General features: G+C 43.5%; 20 protein-coding genes, 1 pseudogene and 1 other annotated feature. Of the genes and pseudogenes, 14 read left to right on the top strand and 7 right to left on the bottom strand.

Annotated features, from left to right (window positions below; translation table 11 throughout):
- Window positions 1-33: 33 nt before the first annotated feature.
- From I592_RS19520 to I592_RS19495, 7 genes and pseudogenes are all read right to left on the bottom strand, one after another.
- Window positions 34-291, bottom strand: a complete 258-nt coding sequence (locus I592_RS19520) for an ABC transporter permease subunit (protein WP_081633596.1) — start codon at window positions 289-291, stop codon at window positions 34-36.
- Window positions 292-402: 111 nt separating this feature from the next.
- Window positions 403-680 (bottom strand): annotated as a pseudogene (locus I592_RS19515) (type II toxin-antitoxin system RelE/ParE family toxin).
- Window positions 667-927: a type II toxin-antitoxin system RelB/DinJ family antitoxin gene (locus tag I592_RS19510; protein WP_010778844.1), complete on the bottom strand. Its 261-nt coding sequence runs from the start codon at window positions 925-927 to the stop codon at window positions 667-669. The pseudogene I592_RS19515 and the gene I592_RS19510 overlap by 14 nt, the downstream one beginning before the upstream one ends.
- Before the next feature lie 158 nt (window positions 928-1,085).
- Window positions 1,086-1,226 carry a hypothetical protein gene (locus I592_RS21790; protein WP_155857531.1) on the bottom strand — a complete coding sequence of 47 codons (141 nt, stop codon included), beginning with the start codon at window positions 1,224-1,226 and terminating at the stop codon, window positions 1,086-1,088.
- A gap of 103 nt (window positions 1,227-1,329) precedes the next feature.
- Entirely contained in the window at window positions 1,330-1,992 is a 663-nt protein-coding gene (locus tag I592_RS19505; RefSeq protein ID WP_010778845.1) for a methionine ABC transporter permease, read from the bottom strand.
- Window positions 1,992-3,005, bottom strand: coding sequence for a methionine ABC transporter ATP-binding protein (locus I592_RS19500; RefSeq protein ID WP_010778846.1), 1,014 nt, complete (start codon window positions 3,003-3,005; stop codon window positions 1,992-1,994). The genes I592_RS19505 and I592_RS19500 overlap by 1 nt, the downstream gene beginning before the upstream one ends.
- Before the next feature lie 17 nt (window positions 3,006-3,022).
- Window positions 3,023-3,847 (bottom strand): MetQ/NlpA family ABC transporter substrate-binding protein, encoded by an 825-nt coding sequence (locus I592_RS19495; RefSeq protein WP_044926769.1) that lies wholly within the window; start codon window positions 3,845-3,847, stop codon window positions 3,023-3,025.
- Window positions 3,848-4,023: 176 nt separating this feature from the next.
- Window positions 4,024-4,256: a binding site (T-box leader), on the bottom strand.
- A gap of 212 nt (window positions 4,257-4,468) precedes the next feature.
- Here I592_RS19495 and I592_RS19490 point away from each other — a divergent pair.
- The 14 genes from I592_RS19490 (at window position 4,469) to I592_RS19425 (ending at window position 21,930) form a co-directional block, all read left to right on the top strand.
- On the top strand, window positions 4,469-5,536 hold the full coding sequence (locus I592_RS19490) for an iron-containing alcohol dehydrogenase family protein (RefSeq protein ID WP_010778848.1): 1,068 nt from the start codon (window positions 4,469-4,471) through the stop codon (window positions 5,534-5,536).
- A gap of 1,142 nt (window positions 5,537-6,678) precedes the next feature.
- On the top strand, window positions 6,679-7,527 hold the full coding sequence (locus I592_RS19485) for a ParA family protein (protein WP_010778849.1): 849 nt from the start codon (window positions 6,679-6,681) through the stop codon (window positions 7,525-7,527).
- Between the two features lie 12 nt (window positions 7,528-7,539).
- Window positions 7,540-8,082, top strand: a complete 543-nt coding sequence (locus I592_RS19480) for a hypothetical protein (RefSeq protein ID WP_010778850.1) — start codon at window positions 7,540-7,542, stop codon at window positions 8,080-8,082.
- 651 nt (window positions 8,083-8,733) lie between these two features.
- Window positions 8,734-9,819: a replication initiator protein A gene (locus tag I592_RS19475; RefSeq protein WP_010778851.1), complete on the top strand. Its 1,086-nt coding sequence runs from the start codon at window positions 8,734-8,736 to the stop codon at window positions 9,817-9,819.
- Between the two features lie 54 nt (window positions 9,820-9,873).
- Window positions 9,874-11,409, top strand: a complete 1,536-nt coding sequence (locus I592_RS19470; protein ID WP_010778852.1) for a chloride channel protein — start codon at window positions 9,874-9,876, stop codon at window positions 11,407-11,409.
- Between the two features lie 139 nt (window positions 11,410-11,548).
- Window positions 11,549-12,619, top strand: a complete 1,071-nt coding sequence (locus tag I592_RS19465; protein WP_010778853.1) for a M24 family metallopeptidase — start codon at window positions 11,549-11,551, stop codon at window positions 12,617-12,619.
- Window positions 12,620-12,773: 154 nt separating this feature from the next.
- Complete coding sequence (locus I592_RS19460) at window positions 12,774-13,532, top strand: threonine/serine exporter family protein (RefSeq protein WP_010778854.1); 759 nt, start codon at window positions 12,774-12,776, stop codon at window positions 13,530-13,532.
- Between the two features lie 38 nt (window positions 13,533-13,570).
- Window positions 13,571-14,032 (top strand): threonine/serine exporter family protein, encoded by a 462-nt coding sequence (locus I592_RS19455; protein WP_010778855.1) that lies wholly within the window; start codon window positions 13,571-13,573, stop codon window positions 14,030-14,032.
- Window positions 14,033-14,544: 512 nt separating this feature from the next.
- The gene (locus I592_RS19450; protein WP_010778856.1) at window positions 14,545-15,621 is read left to right on the top strand and encodes a M24 family metallopeptidase; all 1,077 of its coding nucleotides are present in this window, start codon (window positions 14,545-14,547) and stop codon (window positions 15,619-15,621) included.
- A gap of 15 nt (window positions 15,622-15,636) precedes the next feature.
- Window positions 15,637-16,518, top strand: a complete 882-nt coding sequence (pepI, locus tag I592_RS19445) for a proline iminopeptidase (protein ID WP_010778857.1) — start codon at window positions 15,637-15,639, stop codon at window positions 16,516-16,518.
- Between the two features lie 26 nt (window positions 16,519-16,544).
- Window positions 16,545-17,903 (top strand): peptide MFS transporter, encoded by a 1,359-nt coding sequence (locus I592_RS19440; protein WP_010778858.1) that lies wholly within the window; start codon window positions 16,545-16,547, stop codon window positions 17,901-17,903.
- 497 nt (window positions 17,904-18,400) lie between these two features.
- The gene (prdC, locus tag I592_RS19435) at window positions 18,401-19,690 is read left to right on the top strand and encodes a proline reductase-associated electron transfer protein PrdC (RefSeq protein WP_174293634.1); all 1,290 of its coding nucleotides are present in this window, start codon (window positions 18,401-18,403) and stop codon (window positions 19,688-19,690) included.
- Between the two features lie 26 nt (window positions 19,691-19,716).
- The gene (gene prdA, locus I592_RS19430; protein WP_010778860.1) at window positions 19,717-21,615 is read left to right on the top strand and encodes a D-proline reductase (dithiol) proprotein PrdA; all 1,899 of its coding nucleotides are present in this window, start codon (window positions 19,717-19,719) and stop codon (window positions 21,613-21,615) included.
- Between the two features lie 9 nt (window positions 21,616-21,624).
- The gene (locus I592_RS19425; protein ID WP_010741587.1) at window positions 21,625-21,930 is read left to right on the top strand and encodes a CBO2463/CBO2479 domain-containing protein; all 306 of its coding nucleotides are present in this window, start codon (window positions 21,625-21,627) and stop codon (window positions 21,928-21,930) included.
- Window positions 21,931-21,932 lie beyond the last annotated feature (2 nt).

Genomic DNA, 21,932 nt, shown 5'->3' with positions numbered 1-21,932 from the left:
GCGGTGTGTAGACAGACTTTTTTTGCATTTTCGTTAACTGCGGTCCAAGCTTTTCGCCACGGTATTGCCTAAGGACTGTACGATCTGGACCAAGACGATCAATAGGATGATCGTCGTGTACATCACCGCCGGCTCGTTTCTTAAAAAGCCGTATTGGTAAGCGATGCTCCCTAGTCCGCCGGCGCCGACCAAGCCCGCCATCGCGGTAGCGCCGATCAGCCCGATCATGGCGATCGTCAAGCCGCGAATGATCCCGCCTCGTGCTTCTCTCAGCAGCACGCCGCGATAGATTTTGTGACGGGTTTATTGACACGAAAATGACCAAGATTTTAAAAAATGAGTCACTAAAAATAGTGTACAGAAACGGACCATTTTCTGTACACCTGAATACCATTTTTTAGATTACAAAAGTTCATCATGGCTTCCTGTTCTTGTCATAGTTAAGATAATATTTTTGTCATCAATCTTATAAATCAATAACCAGTCTTTATCTAAATGCAGCTCTCTATAGCCTTTCCAGTTTCCTTTTAAAGCGTGATCTTATATTTTCTTCTTAATTGTTCTTGATTATTTGTGACGAGCAACTTAACTACTTTTTCTAACTTTTTCATATCGTAGTGTTTTTTCATCATTCTTTTGAAATCTTTTTTGAATATGGACGTGTACTCAATCTTCAGCATCTAGCTTCTTCATTAATTCTTCTACTGAATCAACCTTTGTTGTCAATCCGTTTTCAACTTCATAGCGAGCGATAACATTCTCAATGGGTTCTCTACTTGGTTGGAAAGGTAAACGTTGTTCTCGCACACTTTGCTTTAAAAAGATTGTAACAGCTGTAGTTAAATCCATTCCCATATCGTTGTAAACTTCTTTTGCTTGCTCTTTCAAATCGCCATCAATCCGAATATTCAGTCGTGACACAGTCATGAAATCACTTCCTTCCTTTAGAGAAAGTATACCATTTTGTGATTACGTTGGCAGCACATTGGGATATGCGGTATTCTATTCTTAGTTCTATCTTATCGTTGGAAGTTGCTGCCTTAGCAAGCAACAATAACAATCCTTCACTTGCGGTAGTAACGTACTTATGATTTTAATTGATTGTTTATTTGATACTCGTTTTGTTCAGTTGCAGCAGGCGTCCAGTTCTTTTTTTGAGTATCATTTTTTTCGATACCATCTGCGATCATTAATAGACCGTTCACTCCCCATTCTATCCTTTTCAACCAACAGATTCGAGTTAATTACGACGCACAATTCAGAAGCTAACAAAAAAGCCTGTCTACCACCCCATAAGCGGTGTGTAGACAGACTTTTTTTGCATTCTCGTTAACTGCGGTCCAAGCTTTTCGCCACGGTATTGCCTAAGGACTGTACGATCTGGACTAAGACGATCAATAGGATGATCGTCGTGTACATCACCGCCGGCTCGTTTCTTAAAAAGCCGTATTGGTAAGCGATGCTGCCTAGTCCGCCGGCGCCGACCAAGCCCGCCATCGCGGTAGCTCCGATCAGCCCAATCATGGCGATCGTCAAGCCGCGAATGATCCCGCCTCGTGCTTCTCTCAGCAGCACACCGCGGATGATGTGGAAATGACTGATTCCCATAGCTTGATACGCCTCGATCACGCCGCCGTCCACCTCCAGTAAGGACGTCTCCACCAAACGGGCCAAATACGGCGCTGTATAGATGATCAGCGGCAGCAAGACCCCCTGCACTCCGATCGTGGTCCCTACCAGAAATTTCGTCAACGGCAAAATCAGAAACAATAGAATAATAAAGGGCAATGATCGCAGCACATTGATGACGCTGTTTAAGATTGAATAGAGGGGAAGATTGCTGTTTAGTCCTCCAGGGCGCGCGATGACTAGCAAGACTCCTAGTGGGATGCCAATCAAAATAGACAACCCCAGCGCGACACACACCATGACGAGGGTCTGCCCCAACCCTTCAAGGACGACCTGCCCCCATTGACTCCAAAATGCACTCATTAGATAACCTCCTCGATTAGGACCCCTTGGCTTTTGATGTAGGTTTTGGCGGACTGAAAATCAGCTTCTGTCCCGCCGTCAAACTGCACCAGCAACTGTCCATGACGTTTTTCTTTTAAATACCCGATGTTGCCGCTAAGGATGTTCGGGCTCAATTGGAAGTCTTTCGCTACTCGAGCCAACACAGGCTCCGTGGCTTCCTCTCCGATAAATTGCAGCTGGACGAGCCGCCCGCTGCCCTTATAGGCCGCTAAGACCTCTGCTGGGACGTTGTAGCCGTCGTTTGCTCCAATGAATCGCTTCGTCGTCTCTTCTTGCGGACGGGTGAAGAGATCGATCACTGGACCTGCCTCCACGATTCGGCCATCCTCCATCACCGCCACACGGTCACAGATTCGCTGCACCACATCGATCTCGTGGGTGATCAGAAAGATCGTGATCCCCAGCTCCTGATTGATCTTCGTCAATAGCGTCAGGATCGACTCGGTCGTTTCCGGGTCTAACGCACTGGTGGCTTCGTCAGACAGAAGGATCTCCGGTTCATGGGCTAGGGCGCGGGCAATTGCCACCCGCTGCCGCTGCCCGCCAGATAATTGCGCCGGGTAATTCTCCTTGCGATCCGTCAAGCCGACAAGGTCCAAATATTTCTCCACCCGTTTGGCGATGACGTCCTTTGGCACCCCTTCTAATTTCAGCGGTTTGGCGATATTTTCGTAGACGGTCGCCGTTGACAAGAGATTGTAGCCTTGGAAAATCATCCCGATCTTTCGTCTAATTAACAATAATTCTTTTTTGTTAAGCTCTCGTAAATTTTGACCATTGATCAAAATGTCTCCTGTGGTGGGCGGCTCTAAAAAATTGAACATACGGATCAGGGTGGATTTCCCTGCCCCTGAATAGCCGACAACGCCGAAGATCTCCCCTTTTTCAATCGTCAAATCCACGTCTTTCACCGCTTCGATCCGGCGTTTTTTCTGCTGAAAGACCTTGGATACCTTTTTCAGTTCAATCATGCGACCTCTCCTCCTGTTTAAAACGCTGGTACAACCGAACCTTTAAACTTCTCTTCGATAAATTTCTTCGTTTCGTCTGAATAATAGTATTTCTTTATTTCTTTGATGATCTTGTCGTCTTTGTTCTCTGTCCGTACCGCGAACACGTTGTAATTCGGGTTGTCCTTCAAAGGTTCATGGTAGATGGCGTCGTCGTTGATCGTCAGCCCCGCACCAAAAGCGAAGTTCGTGTTGATGGCTGCGGCGGTCAGTTCTCCTAACTGTGACGGGATCTGAGACGCTTCTAATTCGACGATCTCAATGTCTTTCGGATTCTCTGCAACGTCGTTCTTCGTTGCTTTGACCTCAACCCCGTCCTTCAGCTTCAAGACACCAGCTTTTTCAAGCAATTTCAACGCCCGATACTCATTGGTCGGGTCATTTGGGACACCGATCTTGTCCCCCTTTTGAAGTTTACTTAAATCAGAAATCTTTTTAGAGTAAACCCCTAATGGGAAGGCGACTGTTTTAAAGGCCTGCTCGATCTTGTAATCCTTGTCCTTCACCTGCTGCTCTAAAAACGAAAGCGTCTGGTAGCTGTTGCCGTCCAGATCCCCGTCATTCAAAGCTGTATTCGGGGTATTATAATCATCAAAGCTCTTGATATCAATCTCGATGCCGTCCTTTTTCGCTTGCTTGGCGACCTCTTCTAAAATCTCCTGATGGGGCCCCGAAGTCACGCCGATCGTGACCTTTTTCTCATCTAGTGGTTTCGCTTCCCCCTTTGATCCGCAGCCTGCCAATACCCCGCTCACGGTCAATGCCGCAACACCTAATAAAATTGCTTTTCCTAGTTTTTTCATCATCATTTCCTCCTGAGTTGTTTGTTTCGGATGCTCCCGCAACGAATCGCACTTACACACGCCTTTAGACGCTCCTGTTTAGCTGTCTAATGCTTGCCTATCCTGCGAATCGCTGCTGGGCCATCCTGCATTTTGCCAAAGAAAAAAAGCCCGCCCTCCCCCCACACTATGTGCGGGAAAAGGACGAGCTTGCTCGCGATACCACCTTCATTTGCAACAGTCTCACAACTATTGCCTCAACAAGTACGATCATACTTGAGCGTTGTTAACGAGCGCTGCCCCGTCAGTACCTACGTATCGGCACTGCCATTCAGAGACCATTTTCTAAATCTGCCCACATATCCGCTCTCACCTGCCCGGACTCTCTTTGATGCGTTTCGATCTATACTTTTCTCTTCATCACGTTTCTTTGTTTCGCAAATTGATAAATCGTATCTTACAGGTCAAAAAGAAAACTGTCAACACTTTTTATCATCAAAAGCACATTTGAATTTCATTTTCACAAAGCATAAACTAGTTGAAATCTCACTTTTACCAAATTTTTGAGCAAGTGAGGAAAAAATCGTACGTTCATCCATTCAGGAGACCATGTTTCCTACGTTCAAAAAAGGAGTTGATTCAATGGATATCACCACGGAAGTGCGCCCTGGCGCCAATCGCTACGTTAGCGGCGAAGGCATTCTTCAAGACCTTCCCAGCTATTTCGTCGGATTTAAAAAGATCTCTATTATCACAGGGGAAAAATCCTCTGAAGCATTCAGAAAGTATTACCGCCAAGAATTGCACTATCCTACCTATCGCTATGACGGGACCTCTAGCCATGAAAATGCGGTCGCCCTCGCAGAAGAGATCGAGCAGGCCGAATTGATCGTCGCCATTGGGGCGGGGCGTGTGATCGACACCGCTAAAATGGTGGCAGAAGAGCTCAACGCCGAGCTTTTAGTGATTCCGACGCTCATTTCAAACTGTGCGCCCTTTACACCTATCGTTGCGGTTTACCGTCCCGATCGGACCTTCAAGGCGATGGGCTTCATGACGCGCGCGCCCTTCCTGACTATCGTGGATTCAAAATTCTTACTTGCAACGCCGAAGAATTATTTTGTGGCAGGTGTCGGTGATACCTTGGCGAAATGGTACGAGATTGAAGGTATCACACGACGACTGCCAGAAGACGAAAAGTCGGCTTATGTCAGTCTTGGAATCGCCTGTGCCAAAGCCATTCAGGAGCTGCTTTTAAAAGACGCGATCCCCGCGATCGAAGACCTTCAAAACCGCAAAGCCTCCCCTGCCTTTAGTCGTGTTTCCGATGCGATCATTGGTTTGGCAGGTGAAACCGGCGGATTTGCTGCATCCTTTGGACGATCCGCGGGCGCCCACGCGATTCATGACGGCCTCTCCTATTTAGAGAGTACCCACGAGCAGCTTCATGGGAAGAAAGTCGCTTACGGTATCTTGGTGCAATTAGCCCATACGAAGGACATTGAAGAGATTATTACTCTGAGACCCTTCTATGAAGCCGCCGGTTTGCCGATGAAACTAAAGGAATTAAACGTGCTGGATACCTCTAAAGAAGCACTGACTCCTGTCATCGATCATGCCGCTTCTGCAAATGAAACCTTCAACATGGTCGATCCCGCGATTACCTTTGACGACATTTATCAAGCGATCCAAACCGTCGAATCCTTATAAAGTTTACCTTAAAGTATAACTATTCAAAAGTTTACTTTAAAAGCCTAGAGAAATTTTTCTAGGCTTTTTTTGCGGTCTACTTTTATATTTTGAAGTTTACTTTAAATTACATGAAATGAAAAGTTTACCTTAAATGAATCCCTTTATGAAGGTTCTAATTGAGGTTTACTGTTAATCTTAGTATGAGTAATCATCGCTAATAAGTTTACTTTATTTGTCATCATTTAGGTTTACCTTTTATATTGAAGTTTCCCGTATTAGATGTGTTGGACTGTTGTGTAATTCAGTTTACTTTAATTGATTCATCAAAGGTTTACTGTAAATGTTTCTCTTTAAATTGCTTTAGTTGCACTCCATATTTTGAAGTATACCTTATTTAATTAAGTTGCAATAGACAGTTTACCTTAAATATTTTGTTTTAAGTAAACTGTATTTACGTATGATAAAAGGTTTACTTTAATAATTAGAGGTTTACCTAAACAAGTTGTATTTGAGTTTACTACAATAAAATACGTTTAAGTTTACTTTTTATGTTTAATGTTTACTTTAATTTAACCTCAAAAAGTTTACCTTATTGTTTGCAATAGAGTTTACTTTATTTAGATTCTATTTAAGTATACTTTATTTTCGCATCACTTATTAAGGTTTACCTTTGAATACTAAGTTTACTTTAATAAAATGATATACAGTAAACCTTATCTTATAGAGTATACTTTAAACTACGATAATTTCTAAATGACGTTTACTTTAACAAAGTATCAGGTAAACTCCAAAAGAGTTAAAGTATACTTTATTTAAGTACAATCACTAGTATAACAACAATCTTATATTCTAGAGGTTTACCTTTATCTATATAGAGTAAACTTTGATTGCGTTAAACGTTTACTCTATTATTTTGTTAAGGTTTACTTCTATGTATTAAAGTAAACTTTGATTCGATAGACTAGGTTTACTTTTATTCCGTATAAAAAGTTTACCTTTATTATTGATTGCAGTTTACTCTAATAGTAATCAATACGGTTTACTTTAGCTAAATCCTTATTTATAGTTTACCTCATTTTAACTATTTGTAGTAAACCGTATTGCTATTTAGATTTTTATATAGTAAACTTTAATTGAGAAATTAGGATTGGAGAATGTGTATGGCTAAAAAAGCTGAGACCTATGTTGTAGGAAATTTTAAGGGGGGCGTTGGTAAATCGACGACCGTTCAAATGCTTTCATTTGAGAGTGCCTTCCGAAAAGATCGAAAAACACTCGTGATCGATTTAGACCCTCAGGGGAATACCAGTGACGTGCTGTCCTTAACAGCAGAAAATTTTGGGAACAAGGAATTACCAGATGAATTTGATGCGACGATTTGGGAAGCGGTTCGTTCAGGGGACATTCAATCGTCTATCTATAATATCATGCCGAATTTAGATTTGATCCCAGCGAATATCTCATTTTCTGATTTTCCAGATTATATGATTGAGCGTTACCCAGGGGACAAGCTCTCTCAATTCAAATACATGGAAGAATTGATCGAACCGCTGAAGAGCATTTATGACGTGATCTATATCGATGTGCCTCCGACGATCAGCACGTATTCAAATGCGGCGATGTATGTGGCGGAATACGTTATCGTCATTCTGCAAACACAAGTAAAATCCTTAAAAGGGGCCCAAAACTACATTGATTACATGAATTTCTTCATTGATCAGTACGACACAGACCTTGAAGTTGTAGGGATCGTGCCCTTCATGATGCAAAAACGGGATTCTGTTGACCAAGAAATCTATACCGCAGCAAGAGACATCTATGGTGCCCATCTGTTAGACACAGTCGTGCTAAATCAAAGCCGTTTGAAACGCTATGATGGGTCTGGAATTACCTATGATATCAACAAAAATGGCAAAGTTGAGCAGTGGGACAAGCGTGCACACGAGGTTTTCGTCAATATTTTGGATGAAATTGATGAACACCGCCTCATATTGAGCGGTGAAGAGTAGGGGAGACGTTGAATGGCGAAAAAAATGAAGCTAGATTCGCTTTTAACGGCGAACAAAAAAAATAAGGGCATTGAAAAAATGTCTGAATACTCCAATCAAGACAAAGAGGAGAAGAAGCCCAGCTCTCAAGACCTCTTAGCAAACCGAACGCTGAGTCCAGAAACGGACTTTCGGCGCTCCGCACTTCATGACGAATCGCGACACTTAAATGAACGAACACCTATAATAGAAGAACATCCGTCGCAGGCACATGATACCGAGGCAGGGAAGAGGGGACGGAAGCGTCAATACTACGATCCTCGTCTGAAAGCCTTGGAAATGCAAAAAATCTCGGCCCGAACCAAGATTCGGATGCAAAATTTGATCAATGCGAAGTTTGACGGCTACACGCCAGACAAGATGATCGACTTTTTATACGACTATTATCTTGAAAAAGGGCTCTCCAGAGACGACCGAAACTTCCTGAATCAGCTTGAAGAAGCCTCTATGGAGGAGTATAAAGAGAAGCCGAAGTATCAGAAATTATTCAAAGAATTAGAAAACAATGAGAATTAAATACAAAAAAAGTAAACCGTAATGCTCTTTATCTCCTGCATTATGGTTTACTTTTTTTAAAGTTATTCAGTATTTCAGTTTACCTTTATTATCATAAGTTTTCTTTAAAAGTTTACTTTTGAAAAACGGATCGCTTCTTTCCGCGAGCTGTGGATAACTATTAAACGCCTTATCCACATTACTTTTTATCCACATTCTTGTTTTGAACAGGGGAGTCGATTGCCTTATTTAGAGTTTACCAAAACTACTTTTATATCCTTTAATAAAGTAAACCTAAATAGTTTTTATTCTTGTATTATAGTAAACCTTAAAATTCTTTATAAACATATTAAAAGTTTACTCTAAAAAATGTTGTTTGGAAATCGCTTTACAATAGGGTTTCAATCCATTATTCTAGATATGTAGAAAAAAACGAAAAAAAAGAGTCTAAAGATTTGGCGATCTTTAAACTCAAAGGTTTGAGCTAATTTTGGCGAATTAGCCTGTCACATTTTAGATAAACGTTTAAGGGTTAGAAAAATTGGTGTTTGCCTAACCTCTATTAAGTATACCATATTTTGGTAACTTTCTCAATCCTCTATCTGGTGACAGTATCCATTCCTTTAAAACTTTCGCTACGCATTTGAAAGTATCTATAGGAGGTTCTTTGTCATGTCCACAAGCTTAGACAATACCATGACCGCAACGAATTTGCCCAACGGCAATTATATCCCCATCGATTTGAATTTAATCAATAATCCACAGTATAAAACGCTCTCTATTGAAGCGATGATGCTTCATGCCTTGTACACGATGCGCATGACGTGCAGTATCTATAATGGACAAAAAGACGGAAGTTGGCTTGATGAAGCTGGTCTTCCTTACATCTATTTTTCCAATGAAGAGGCTGCAGACTTGTTGCGGGTATCGGAACGCAAGATCACTAATTTGAAAACAGACTTGGCAAAGGCTGGCTTGATCCAGGTTCTTCGTCACGGACTGAAAAATTATCGGATCTACGTTTCTAATCCCAAAGCACCTGAAAAAAATGTCGTCGTTCAATTGTCCTTCAAGAATTATACCCGCAGCAAAACGATCGTACCTGTGGAAAACGACACACCGAAAAAAGCAGCGGAGTTATCCACTGTGGATAGAGAAGCAAAATCTGCGTCTCCGAGCTCGCAAGATTTGCTTACAAGTACACAAAAACAATTAGCAAAACAAACCACAAGAGCAACAAATGTAACAGGCACGTTGCCAAAAAATGACGTTGTTTCGTTGGATCAAAATCTGATCGACGGCTTGGCGGCTCGCTATGCCCATGTCTTGCCACAACAGGCGTTCCAACGGTTTCTCCCTTTCTGTAACGGGGATTACCGCAAGGCACGCTGGTTTGTCGACACGATCTTCAAGGCGAAGTATGCCAGCACGCAACAGTATATTCAGGCAGGCTTGCCGGCAGAGGCAGAGGTTCTGACCTTTGAACACAATACGTATTTCAAAACAGACATCGGTGACGCGATCGCAAAAGCCATCGAGCAAATGTACCGCTACAAGACCGTCCGAAACCCAGAAGGCTTCTTCTTTGCCTTCATGAAGGGCTTCTTTACGGAAAAGACACGTCAATACCTGGTCGATCATTATGAGCTGACGCCAGACTTGAATCGGACCCTGTCCTCTGTTCAACAGACGCTGCAGAAGAAAAATGCGTCTTCTTTGCTGCAAAAATCAGAAAAAGTAGTGAAAAAGGTCTCCTAAGAGCCACAACCTTTGTTATAATGTAGCGGAGTCTATCAGAGAAAGGTTAATGTTATGAATAAGTTTAAACTCGCACTTTTTGGCTACAGTGGGCTCTTAGGCCTCGCGGTGGGGGTCATTGTAGCTTTGTTTATGGGATTTGCGGAGATCGGGCATCAGCTTTTATGGCAAAAGCTGCCTGCGTTGATCGGAAATCCGCGCTTTTATCCTTTGATCCTTTGTACCATCGGGGGTGTGGCGATCGGCTTTTTTGTGAAAGCATTTGGGCGATACCCGCGCACCCTGCAGGAATCCTTTACGGAATACCACGAAACACAACGAATTGATTATCATGATGGAAAAATCGTCCGAAATTTGTTGGGTTCCTTGATCGTCTTGCTTTTTGGCGCAAGCTTGGGACCTGAGGCGGCGTTGATCGCGATTATCGGCGGCTTGGTGACATATGTTGCAGACAGGCGAAAGATCGCGGAGAGTCAGCGCACAGATCTGATCGAGTTTGGGATCGGCACCTCTTTAGGGGTGATCTTTATGACGCCGCTCTTTGGGGTCGGACGTTCGGTGGAGCGTGACGATTGGCAGGTCGTGACAGAAAGCAAGCTGAAGAAATATGTCTTGTATATTTTTACGACGTTTACTGGATTTATCGGGTACCTTTTGGCGTATGGTCTGTTTCCGAATCAGGAGCAGGTCTTCGCGATCCGCAGGCTGGAGGGGAGCTTTACGTGGCAAGGTCTCTTGCTCGTTATTCCCATGATCGTATTGGGCGCGTTGTTCGGCAAGTTCTTTCTAGTGCTTCAGGACAAAAGCGACCAGTTGAACCAGCGGATTCGCAATCCGATTCCTTTAGCCATCTTTGCGGGGATCGTATTGGGTGTTTTAGGAATGATCTCTCCTTATTTCTTGTTTTCCGGGGAGCATAATTTATTGTCCTTTACTCGTCAGGCGGAAACGATGAGCTTTCTCATCTTGCTGCTGATCGGTTTTGGAAAAGTCGGGATCACGATGTTCTGCTTGGCCTGCAACTGGCGCGGCGGAACGATCTTCCCCATGATTTTTGCCAGTATTGCAGTAGGCTTGGCTTTTGCCAATCTTTTTCCTTATTCGCCGGGCTTATTGGTGGCTGTCTTTACCGCCAGCGCCTGTGCCGTGATTTTGAAGCAACCGTTGGCGACGGCCTGCTTGTTCCTATTGCTGTTTCCTGTGGAGCTGTTCCTATGGATCTGGTTGGCAGGGTATCTGGGCAATCTGTTTTTACAGCGGCTGCCTTTTTTCCACGAAGAGCAAACCATCAATACCTTCAAGCTGCCTGAGCTTCCAAAGCGGACAAAGGCACCTAAAAAGAAAAAAGAAGAGACCTCTGTGGCAAAAAGAGACGTTTCAGAATTAAGAAAAGCGGCGGCACGTAAACAGGCTGCGGCAACAGAAACGCAACCAAAAGTAGCGGAACCGAAAAAAGAACTCTTGGTACGCAAAGACGTTCAAAAGGACGAACGGAAGTCCCGTGAGACCCCGAGAACTCAAGCTTCGCCGCGTACAAGAGAGCTTACGGACGCACCGCGAACACGTTCGAGTCGTCACAAAAGAAAATAACGAAAAGGGGAGACCGTCGAAGGGGCGATCTCCCCTTTTCTTTTTTGTCCTTTTTTTGAAAGCGTTGACCAACGTTCCTCTGACTGCTACTCTATGTTATAGAAGAGGAGAACCTCAAAATAGAAAGGAACGTGTGACAATGTTAAACGAAACAAAGATCCGTGCGTATTTGGAAAAAGAGAAATTGGATGCTTTTTTTATTGCCAAAAGAGTGAATGTTCGTTTTACTAGCGGTTGGACAGGAGACGATTCATTCATCCTGCTCACACAAGAAGGCCAGTATTTCTTGACCGATCCACGCTATACTGAACAAGCGGCGATCGAAGTACCGGACTATGAGATCATCAATTGGCGCTTGCCCGGAAAGACTGTGGGGGACACCGTGGCGCGCTTAGCCAGTGAGAAAAAGATAAAAACGATCGCTTTTGAAGCGGATTATTTAACCTACGATATGTATGCGGATTTTTCAGCGAAAACACCTGCGGAATTTGTTCAGGCAGGGGGCGTGATCGACCGTATGCGTGCGATCAAATCACCAAAGGAAATTCAATACATGCGGAATGCCTGCGAGATTTCTTGCCGCGCATTGGAACGACTATTGCCTGAGATTCGTGTGGGCGTGACAGAAAAAGAGTTGGCGGCCAAGCTTTCCTTGTACATGGTGCAAGAAGGGGCAGACACCCAGCCCTACGGCAATATCCTGATTTCTGGCGCCAACACGTCGCTGCTGCATGGTATCCCATCGAAAAAAGCGATCGAATATGGCGATTTCGTCCTTATGGATTTTGGCTGTCAATACGAAGGCTACATGTCTGATATGACTCGAACAGTGGTCGTCGGTCAAGCGTCTGACAAGCAGCGGGAAGTCTATGAGCTGGAGAAACAAAGCCTCGAAGCAGCAGAAGCAGTGATGAAAAACGGCGCGGCGGTGAAGGACATCTATCAAGCCTCTTTGAAACCTTTGGAGGGAACGGATTATCCGCAATATACGTATCGAAATATTGGTCACAGTATCGGCCTGTTTGTTCATGAATTGCCTTACATCGATGAACAATATGACGATGTTTTGGAGACCGGCATGGTGATGACTATCGAACCGGGAATCTACATTCCAGATTGGGGCGGCGTGCGGATCGAGGATCAAGTGCTGATCACCGAAGACGGCTATGAAAATATGATTCGTCTTTCCCATGATTTGATTGAATTATAAGCATCAGATAAGCTATACTAAGACGACGACGGCAGCGGCTGTCGTCGTTTTTTACCGTAAAAAAATAAAAACGTTTCGCTAATCCTATAGGTATAGGATTTGTGGAAACATTCAAGCAAACCAATCACGACGCATCAGAAAAAGGGGGAGACCGATGGATGAACGGGAAGCATTTGATCTTGTCTACGATATTGGCGAAACACTGCTGAAAAACGGGGCGGAGATCAAACGGATCGAAACGACCATTCACCATATTGCAAAAGCATTGGAACTGCAAGAGTTTGACAGCTTTGTTTTGATCAACGGAATATTTATGACTGCACGTTTGAAGGATCAAACGGTCCAGGCCCGTGTGCGGGACGTGCCGATCTCGCCTATCAACTTAGGCCGCATCGAGCAGATCAATACACTGTCTCGACGACTCGCGGAAAAGCGGCTAAATCCAGAGGAAGCCAACCAATGGCTGCAGGAGATCAAGCAGCAGACCTTTTCCTCCAATCCGTTAAAAATTTTCGCCTATGCCTTCGGGAGTGCCAGCTTCTGCTTTATTTTTGGCGGAAGTATCTGGGACACGATGGGGGCGCTGCTTTTAGGCGTGATACTCGCCTGCTTTACGATGTATTTGCTGCCGAAGTTCAACATGTCAGACATTATCTTGACCATCACCAGCAGCGGCTTCGTGAGCATTCTGGCCTGCCTCTTCGTTCATTTCGTGCCGATCCTGCAATTGACCAGCTTGATCACCGGCGGCATCATCTCGCTTTTGCCGGGGGTAGCCATCGTGAACGGCATCCGCTATTTATTTGACGGCGACTACAGCTCCGGCTGGGGCCAAATGATCAATGCGCTTATCACGGCTCTGTGTGTGTCCGTCGGCGTGGGGCTTGTTCTAAGAGTTTTCAGCATGCTGTAAACGATAAAATGATTTTTTTCTGGAGAAAGGAGCGGCTTATGATCACTATTTTGTTCCAAATTTTAGCAGGCTTTCTAGGAACGATCTCTTTTGCGATCCTGTTTGAAGTGCCGCGACGCTACTACGTCTATTGCGGCATGATCGGTGCGTGCGGGTGGTTCATCTATTTGCTGATCATGCAATTTTGGGTGGCACCCGTCACGGCAACCTTTATCGCCTCCCTTGTGTTGATCTATCTTTCACGAGAAGCCTCGTTTGCCCTGAAGGCACCAGTCACGATCTTCTTAATTTGTGGTATTTTTTGCCTCGTTCCTGGGATGGGAATTTACAATTTTACGTATAATTTCTTTATTGGCGACTCGATCAAGGCTGCACAAATAGGCGTACAGGTATTGAAAATTGCGATCGCGATCGCTGTCGGGATCACCGCGGGGTACGAATTATCACCAAAATTTTTCTATTCTTATCATAAAATGCAAAAGAATAAAAATTCATTCTGATGAATATGGTAGAAAGTCGTTTTGTTATAATACAGAACGGCTTTTTTGTTTGTTTTTGATTGGATAATTTAACTTTTTTTGTCGACAAACGTTATTGAAAAACCCATTATTTTAATGGGAATCCAAATTTTTGGTAGAGGTGAACAAAATAAAAATACCAGAGATATAATAGAATTTTGCGGATTTTTTTTCGAATTATTCCAAATAGAAACCGCTTTTCAAAAAAATGTTTAAAGAAATGTTTAAATTGGGTAAAAGATATAGTAAACTAGTGGAAGCGGATACGCTGTGACACCTTCGATTTTCTTTGTCGAAAGCTTGAAAACTAAATAGTTTTATGGTTATTTTAAAACTAGTGACAGGTGAATAGTTACACAAATCAGTATCCTTGTGCTCAAACTGTTGCATAGCAGTTGAGGTCCTCGAAATCAATTATTAACAGCTACGTGAGAACAGAGCTGTTTTTAATAATGCCGTCAGGCAAACAATATCAATAAAAGGAGTGGAACATTTTGAAAGAACGTCGCGTTGAAAGAGTCATCGAAAAAATGAATGAGCAAGACTATGGCCAATTGTTAGTTTCAGATCCAACAACTATTTTCTATCTAACTGGTCGCTGGATTCATCCTGGTGAACGTCTATTAGTATTAGTGATTACTCCAGAGAACAAGAATACCTTGATCGTCAACAAGTTATTCCCGATCGAAGAAGATCTAGGTGTCGAAAAAGTATTTATTGATGATACAGACGATGCTGTGAAGAAAGTGCTTGAATATGTGGATACGGACAAAAAAATCGGTATCGACAAGAATTGGCCAGCCCATTTCTTATTGCACTTGTTAGAGCTTGTTCCAAATGCCAAGTTAGGAAATGGCTCTGAAGTGACGGATGCCGTTCGCGCAATCAAAGACGAAGAAGAAAAACAATTGATGCGTGACGCACAAGCGGACAACGAGCTTGCGATCGATCGCCTGAAGAATTTGTTGCCGGAAGAGCTTACTGAAGCTGAAATGGCGGACAAATTGGGTGAGATCTACAAAGAATTAGGCAATACAGGGTTCTCTTTTGATCCAATCGTAGGATATGGAGCGAATGCAGCCGATCCTCACCACGAAACGGATGATTCAAAAGTGAAGCCAGGGGATTCAGTGATCTTGGATATTGGCGGGATCAAGAATTCTTATGCTTCTGATATGACCCGTACGTTCTTCTACAAAGAAGTTTCTGACAAAGGGCGCGAAGTCTATGAAACAGTCAAAGAAGCGAACCAACGTGCGATCGATCTAGTAAAACCAGGCGTAAAATTATCAGATATTGACGCGGCAGCCCGCGATTACATTACTGAAAAAGGCTATGGCGAATACTTTACGCACCGTTTAGGCCACTTCATTGGAATCGATTGCCATGAAACTGGAGACGTTTCAGGCGCAAACGACAATGTTGCAGAAGTCGGAAATGTCTTCTCAATTGAACCAGGAATCTATATTCCAGGCGAAGTAGGCGTGCGGATCGAAGATTTAGTGATCGTGACCGAAGACGGATGCGAAAACTTGAATCATTATTCGAAAGACTTGGAAGTCATCGGTTAGGAGGCCAGACGTCGTATGAAAATCGAAGAAGGATACATGCCTTATTTAGGGCATCAGACTTACTACCGCATCGTTGGTGAACAAAGCGGTAATAAGAAACCATTGATTGTCATGCATGGCGGCCCCGGATCAACCCATAACTATTTTGAAGTCCTTGATGAAATGGCGGTCGATGGCCGCCAGATCATCATGTATGATCAATTAGGTTGCGGGAAATCTGCGGTGCCTTCTCAGCCAGAGCTTTGGACGGCTGAAACATGGGTCAATGAATTAATCGCATTAAGAGAACATCTAGGATTGGATGAAGTCCATCTATTGGGTCAATCTTGGGGCGGCATGCTGGAGATCATTTATGTGTGTGACTATGCACCTAAAGGCATCAAGAGCATGGTCCTTTCAAGCACTTTGCCTTCAGCCAAGCTTTGGGCACAAGAACAACATCGGATGATCAAATTCATGTCCGAAGAGGATCAGGCAGCGATCGCAAAAGCAGAAGAAACAGGGGTCTATGATGATCCAGCGTATCTTGCAGCCAATGATCGTTACATGGTTCGCCATGCTGCGCCTGTATTCACTGAAAACGATCCAGAACCTTTACGACGGAAAAAAGTCGCAGGGACAGAAAGCTACGTTACAGCTTGGGGACCGAATGAGTATTCTCCAGAAGGAACACTCCACGGGTACGATTATACCGACAAGCTGACGGACATCACTGTTCCAACACTTGTTACGAGCGGCACAAACGATTTGTGTACACCGCTAGTAGCAAAAACGATGTACGACGCGATTCCAGGAGCAAAATGGGAGCTGTTTGCCTTCAGCAGACACATGCCTTTTGTGGAAGAACGTGAAAAGTATATGAAACTTTTAGCGCAATGGTTAGACGCGAACGATTAATTTTTTAAGAGAAAGAAGGAATGATAGTGGAAACAACTCCAGTAAAAAATAAGAAGCCTTTTGGGTTTTATGTCTGCGCACTTGGCTTTACCTTTGAGCGGTGTGCGTTTTATACCGCGAAATACATGTTGGCGATTTGGATCGCAACAACGGCTGCTTCTGGCGGCTTAGGTATGACCAGTGCACAAGGTGTGCAAATATCTGCTTGGTTCGTTGCAGCGACGTACATCACACCAACCTTTGGCGGATACATCGCCGATTATTGGCTAAGTCCTCGCTTATGTGTGGCAGCCGGAATGGTTATGATGGGTGCAGGCTACATGTTGGCTTGGCAAGCAAGTTCAATGGGCATGGTATGGTTGATGATTATTTTGGTAGCACTGGGTACCGGATTATTCAAAGGGAACCTATCGGGTGTAAATGCCTTGCTTTTCAGTGATGAAAAAGAATTGAACGAAGCCTTCTCGATCCAATACTCATTTGTAAATATTGGGTCATTTATCGGAACAACATTCTTAGTATTATTAATTAAAAATTACGGCTTTAACTTTGTATTTATGATTTGCGGTGTGTTATTGCTAATTGATGCTTTGTGGTTTATTTTGAACAGCCGCTCATTAGGCGAAGCTGGTAAAAAACCATTTAAAGTGGATCAACGCCAATTCGATTCTGCTGGTAAAAAAGCAGAGGGTGCCGTAGATACAAAATTAACATCTGGAGACAAAAAACGTATTGTCGCAATTATTTTAGTAACATTGTTCTCAGTTGCGTTTTGGACCGTTTGGTATTTAGCATATATGCCAGCATACTTCTACTTCGGATACGGTGATGGTGCCGGATTTATCGAGCGTGCCAACTGGGTTATTGGAAGCTTCAAGATTCCTACGTCTTACTTTGACTCAATGAACGCACTGACGTGTATCGTATTAGGCCCACTCTTAGGTCGTTTATGGACGAAGCTTGCTGCACGTCCGCAAGGCGATATGAGTATGTTTAAGAAAACAGCTCTTGGTATGATCTTAGTTGGAATCTCTTATGTCGTAATGGTACTTGCAGATATGATCGGAAATGGTCATACAGGCATTTTATGGTTGGCATTAGTTAGTTTATTGATGTCCGTCGGCGAAATGGTCTTCTCTCCACTTGGAAATTCATTTATTGCCAAATTAGCTCCTGCTAAATTAATGGGACTGTTATTAGGTGTTTGGACCATCGCGGTGTTCTTCTCACAAATGATTTATCCTGTGATTTATGCAATTTTGGAAACCGCTGATCCAGCGAAATTCCAAATGGGTTATGGGGTCTTAGCCGCAGTAGTTATTGTGCTGGGAATCATCCTATGGTTTGGTAGTAAATCATTAGACAAATTAGAAAGCGCAGAATAACTACGCGTGATGCGATCAAACGCTCATCCTTTGAATAGAGGATGAGCGTTCTTTTTGTGTTTTATGTGAAGTCGTATACATATAAATGTATCGAATGAAAGCTAAGTCGATCGATAAAAAATGTCTATATAATGGAAATGAGTGATTTAAATGCCTTATATTAAATAACGATTTAATAAAACACTTAGTTTTGTGAAATAACTGAATATAAATCGTGATTTTTAATGTATATGTTGATTGTCGACTATCGACAATTGTTAATAAAGCTTGTAAAATCAATAATTGTGAGCGTTTTTAGGCAAATGCCTTAGATTAATGAAAATTCAATTAGAGAAACCAAAAAAATGAACAATTCATAAAGATATTTGTCAGAAAATATCAAAATAAACAGGAAACGACCTTTAATAAGCTAGATGATTGTGCTATCATTTACATGAACTACGGGTGGCTGATTTGCTCAAGTTCGAACAAACGAAAAAGCGAGGAGGTGAAACAATTTGACACAAATTCTTATACCATTAAAACAACATGTCGGCGCTCCTTGTAAAGGAATCGTGAAGGCAGGCGACCATGTCCAACGCGGACAACTGATCGCTGAGCCGAACGGGTTAGGTGCAAATATCCATGCGAGCTTTTCTGGAAAAGTAGTTGATGTAGACGGTGACAACATTGTTCTCATGATCGATGAAGAGCAGGATTTCTCGAAATATCTGCCTATCCCTAAGACAGAGAGCAACGCGAAAGCTGTCGAGGCTGCGGGGATCGTTGGTGCTGGGGGAGCAGGTTTCCCTACATTCTTAAAACTGGCGTGTGATATTCCAGAAGGAACCTTTATCGCAAACGGTGCGGAATGTGAAGCATTGCTGGCTCATAATGTGAAACAAATGAGCGAGCACATCGATCAATTGATTCGCGGGATGAAGTATTCCATGGAAATGATCCATGCTCCTAAAGGTGTGATCGCTGTAAAAGGCAAGCATCGGATGTTAGTGACACGCTTATTGAAGGCAGTGGACAGTGAGCCAACGATTGACGTGTATCAATTGCCGGATATCTATCCAGCAGGAGATGAGCGAATGATCGTTCGTGAAGTAATGGACATTGTGCTGGAACCAGGCCAGCTTCCAACAGAAGTTGGTGCAGTGATCGATAATGTGGAAACGATCAAACGAATCGCGGAAGCTATTGAAGATCGCAAGCCGTTCATTGACAAAGATGTGACCGTCTCTGGTCGCGTAAAACAAAAAGAAACAGTCTTCGTGGATGTACCGATCGGAACACCCGTCAAGACATTGATCAACAATGTCGGCGGTTACGTCGAACCACATGGCGAGATCGTTGTCGGCGGACCTATGACGGGACGAAGCGGCGATGAAATGACACCGATCACGAAAACAAGTGGCGGTGTGTTAGTCGCAATGCCATTTCCACAAGAAAGCCGGAAAGTCGGTTTGCTGATTTGTGAATGCGGCGGTTCTGCCGAACGCATGACCGAGATTGCTAACAACATGGGCGCGGAAGTTGTCGCTGCTGAAAGATGCAAGCGGATGGTAGAAGTAAATGGAAGATATAGATGTGCCCTGCCAGGTATTTGTCCAGGCCAAGCTGCAACTGTCATGTCCTTGAAGAAACAAGGAGCAGAAGTAGTATTGACTGGCTCCTGTTCCGATTGAACGAACACCGTTATGGGTGTAGCTCCTAGGTTAGGAGTTCCGGTTTATCATCATACAGATCATGTGCTGCGGGCAGATGGGCATAGACTATATCGTAGATTACCTACAAATTAATTTTAAAAATTAGGAGGATTTAACGAATGTCTATTACAGCAGAAACTGCTAAGGAACATGCCAAAGACCCTGCCGTATTATGTTGCCGCGCGGAAGCGGGCAAAGTAATCGCACCAGATGATTTAGAAGATCCAGCGATCTTCCCAGATTTAGAGGATTCAGGCTTATTAGAATTACCTGATACGACTCTAACAATCGAACAAGTACTTGGTACGACATTGAAAGAAACAACGGATGCGTTGGTTCCATTGACAAAAGAATTATTAGATGGTGTTTCTGAAGTCACGGAAGAAGCAGCCGAAGAGGAAGCTCCTGCAGAAGAAGCAGCAGCGCCAGCTCCGGTGGCTCCTATCGCGCCAGTCGCACCTGTTACGCCAATGGGCGGACAAACAATCAAAATCCATATTGCAGAAGGACGCGGGATCGATCTAGAAGTACCGATGTCTATCGCCGGTCAAATGGGTGTTGCACCAGTCGCACCAGCGGCTCCAGGTGAAGCAGCAGCGCCAGCACCAGCGGCAGAAGCACCAGCTCCTGAAGCAAAAGTAGAAGAAAAAGTGGTTCGTTCCGTTCGTCGTGATCACATGAAGATTGAAAAAGTGGTCTTCGGTGAGGAAACAAAGATCGAAGGAACAACTTTGGTTCTGCGCAAAATGGAAGACATGTGCGAAGAAGCAGCGGAACTAGAAGAACTAGTTGAGAGTGTGACTTTTGAAATCATTACACCAGATAAATATAACGAATATAGTGAAACGATCATGGACGTACAACCTATCGCTGCTAAAGTAGATGGCGCAGATATCGGCCATGGCGTTACTCGTGTGTTAGATGGCGTAGTCATGGTTCTTACAGGTACAGACGCAAATGGTGTACAAATCGGTGAATTCGGTTCTTCTGAAGGCGAATTGGACCGCAACATCATGTGGGGACGTCCTGGTGCACCAGATAAAGGCGAGATCTTCATTAAAACACAAGTAACGATCAAAGAAGGCGCGAATATGGAACGTCCAGGACCATTAGCCGCTCATAAAGCATCAGACTATATCACACAAGAAATTCGCGAAGCCGTGAAAAAAGCGGACGAATCTCTAGTGGTAGAACATGATGAAATCGTACAAAAACGTCGATTTGGTAATAAACGAGTGATCATCATCAAAGAGATCATGGGTCAAGGTGCGATGCACGATAACTTGATCATGCCAATCGAACCAGTTGGAACATTGGGCGCAAAACCCAACGTTGACTTAGGAAACTTACCAATTATTTTGGCGCCAACTGAAGTATTAGATGGTGGTATCCATGCATTGACGTGTATTGGACCTGCATCAAAAGAAACGTCTCGCCACTATTGGAGAGAACCATTAGTGCGTGAAGCGATGGAAGACGAAGAAATCGATTTAGTCGGTGTAATGTTTGTAGGTTCTCCGCAAGCAAATACTGAAAAATATTATGTTTCTAAACGTTTAGGTATGACGGTCGAAGCGATGGACGTTGATGGCGCGATCGTTACGACTGAAGGATTTGGTAACAATCATATCGATTTTGCTTCGCATATTGAAGAAATCGGCAAACGCGGCATTAAAGTTGTCGGAGATTCTTACTCAGCAGTACAAGGTGCGTTGGTTGTTGGGAACCCAGAAATGGTCGCGATGGTCGACAACAACAAATCAATGCAAGGGATCGAAAACGAAATCTTGTCGAACAACACACTATGTAAGGAAGACGCGATTCGTGATTTAGCAATGTTGAAAACATTGATGGGCGGCGGCACGATCAAAGCAGCCGAACGTAAATGGAACCCGAATGTAAAAGCGAACAACATTGAGATCATCGAAAAAACTACAGGCAAGAAGATTGACCTTGTAGAAAATGAGCAAGTCTTGCCTAAGAGTAAAAAACGCCAAGAAATTTACGAAGTAGAATAAGGTGAAATAATGGATGGAATGAATAAACTCAAATATATTTCGACGGAACAAATGTTTGAAGGGATTATCGTTGAACTTCATGATGCCAGTGTGACGATCGACTTGAAAGGTCGATTAGGTCAGCTTAAAATACCTCGTCGAATGATCATTTCTGAATACAATTTAGAGATCGGTCAAGAAGTTGGGTTTTTAATGACTTATCCAGAAGTTTTGGCAGAAGAACCGGATGAACATTATAAAACTGCTATTTATGAGCATGAGCGTCGCCGGGCCGAAGCCAGAAAAAAACGTGAAGAAGCAAGAGAGGAGAATTAACA

Source organism: Enterococcus gilvus ATCC BAA-350 (assembly GCF_000407545.1).
In the GTDB taxonomy this organism is placed as follows: Bacteria; Bacillota; Bacilli; order Lactobacillales; family Enterococcaceae; genus Enterococcus_A; species Enterococcus_A gilvus.
Note: the sequence above shows the minus strand (reverse complement) of the source record. Positions and strands in the feature narration are given on the sequence as shown.

Coding starts and splice junctions, on each gene's coding strand:
- I592_RS19510 (WP_010778844.1), bottom strand. CDS start 927: ATGACTGTGTCACGACTGAATATTCGGATTGATGGCGATTTGAAAGAG.
- I592_RS19505 (WP_010778845.1), bottom strand. CDS start 1,992: ATGAGTGCATTTTGGAGTCAATGGGGGCAGGTCGTCCTTGAAGGGTTG.
- I592_RS19500 (WP_010778846.1), bottom strand. CDS start 3,005: ATGATTGAACTGAAAAAGGTATCCAAGGTCTTTCAGCAGAAAAAACGC.
- I592_RS19495 (WP_044926769.1), bottom strand. CDS start 3,847: ATGAAAAAACTAGGAAAAGCAATTTTATTAGGTGTTGCGGCATTGACC.
- I592_RS19490 (WP_010778848.1), top strand. CDS start 4,469: ATGGATATCACCACGGAAGTGCGCCCTGGCGCCAATCGCTACGTTAGC.
- I592_RS19485 (WP_010778849.1), top strand. CDS start 6,679: ATGGCTAAAAAAGCTGAGACCTATGTTGTAGGAAATTTTAAGGGGGGC.
- I592_RS19480 (WP_010778850.1), top strand. CDS start 7,540: ATGGCGAAAAAAATGAAGCTAGATTCGCTTTTAACGGCGAACAAAAAA.
- I592_RS19475 (WP_010778851.1), top strand. CDS start 8,734: ATGTCCACAAGCTTAGACAATACCATGACCGCAACGAATTTGCCCAAC.
- I592_RS19470 (WP_010778852.1), top strand. CDS start 9,874: ATGAATAAGTTTAAACTCGCACTTTTTGGCTACAGTGGGCTCTTAGGC.
- I592_RS19465 (WP_010778853.1), top strand. CDS start 11,549: ATGTTAAACGAAACAAAGATCCGTGCGTATTTGGAAAAAGAGAAATTG.
- I592_RS19460 (WP_010778854.1), top strand. CDS start 12,774: ATGGATGAACGGGAAGCATTTGATCTTGTCTACGATATTGGCGAAACA.
- I592_RS19455 (WP_010778855.1), top strand. CDS start 13,571: ATGATCACTATTTTGTTCCAAATTTTAGCAGGCTTTCTAGGAACGATC.
- pepI (WP_010778857.1), top strand. CDS start 15,637: ATGAAAATCGAAGAAGGATACATGCCTTATTTAGGGCATCAGACTTAC.
- prdA (WP_010778860.1), top strand. CDS start 19,717: ATGTCTATTACAGCAGAAACTGCTAAGGAACATGCCAAAGACCCTGCC.
- I592_RS19425 (WP_010741587.1), top strand. CDS start 21,625: ATGGATGGAATGAATAAACTCAAATATATTTCGACGGAACAAATGTTT.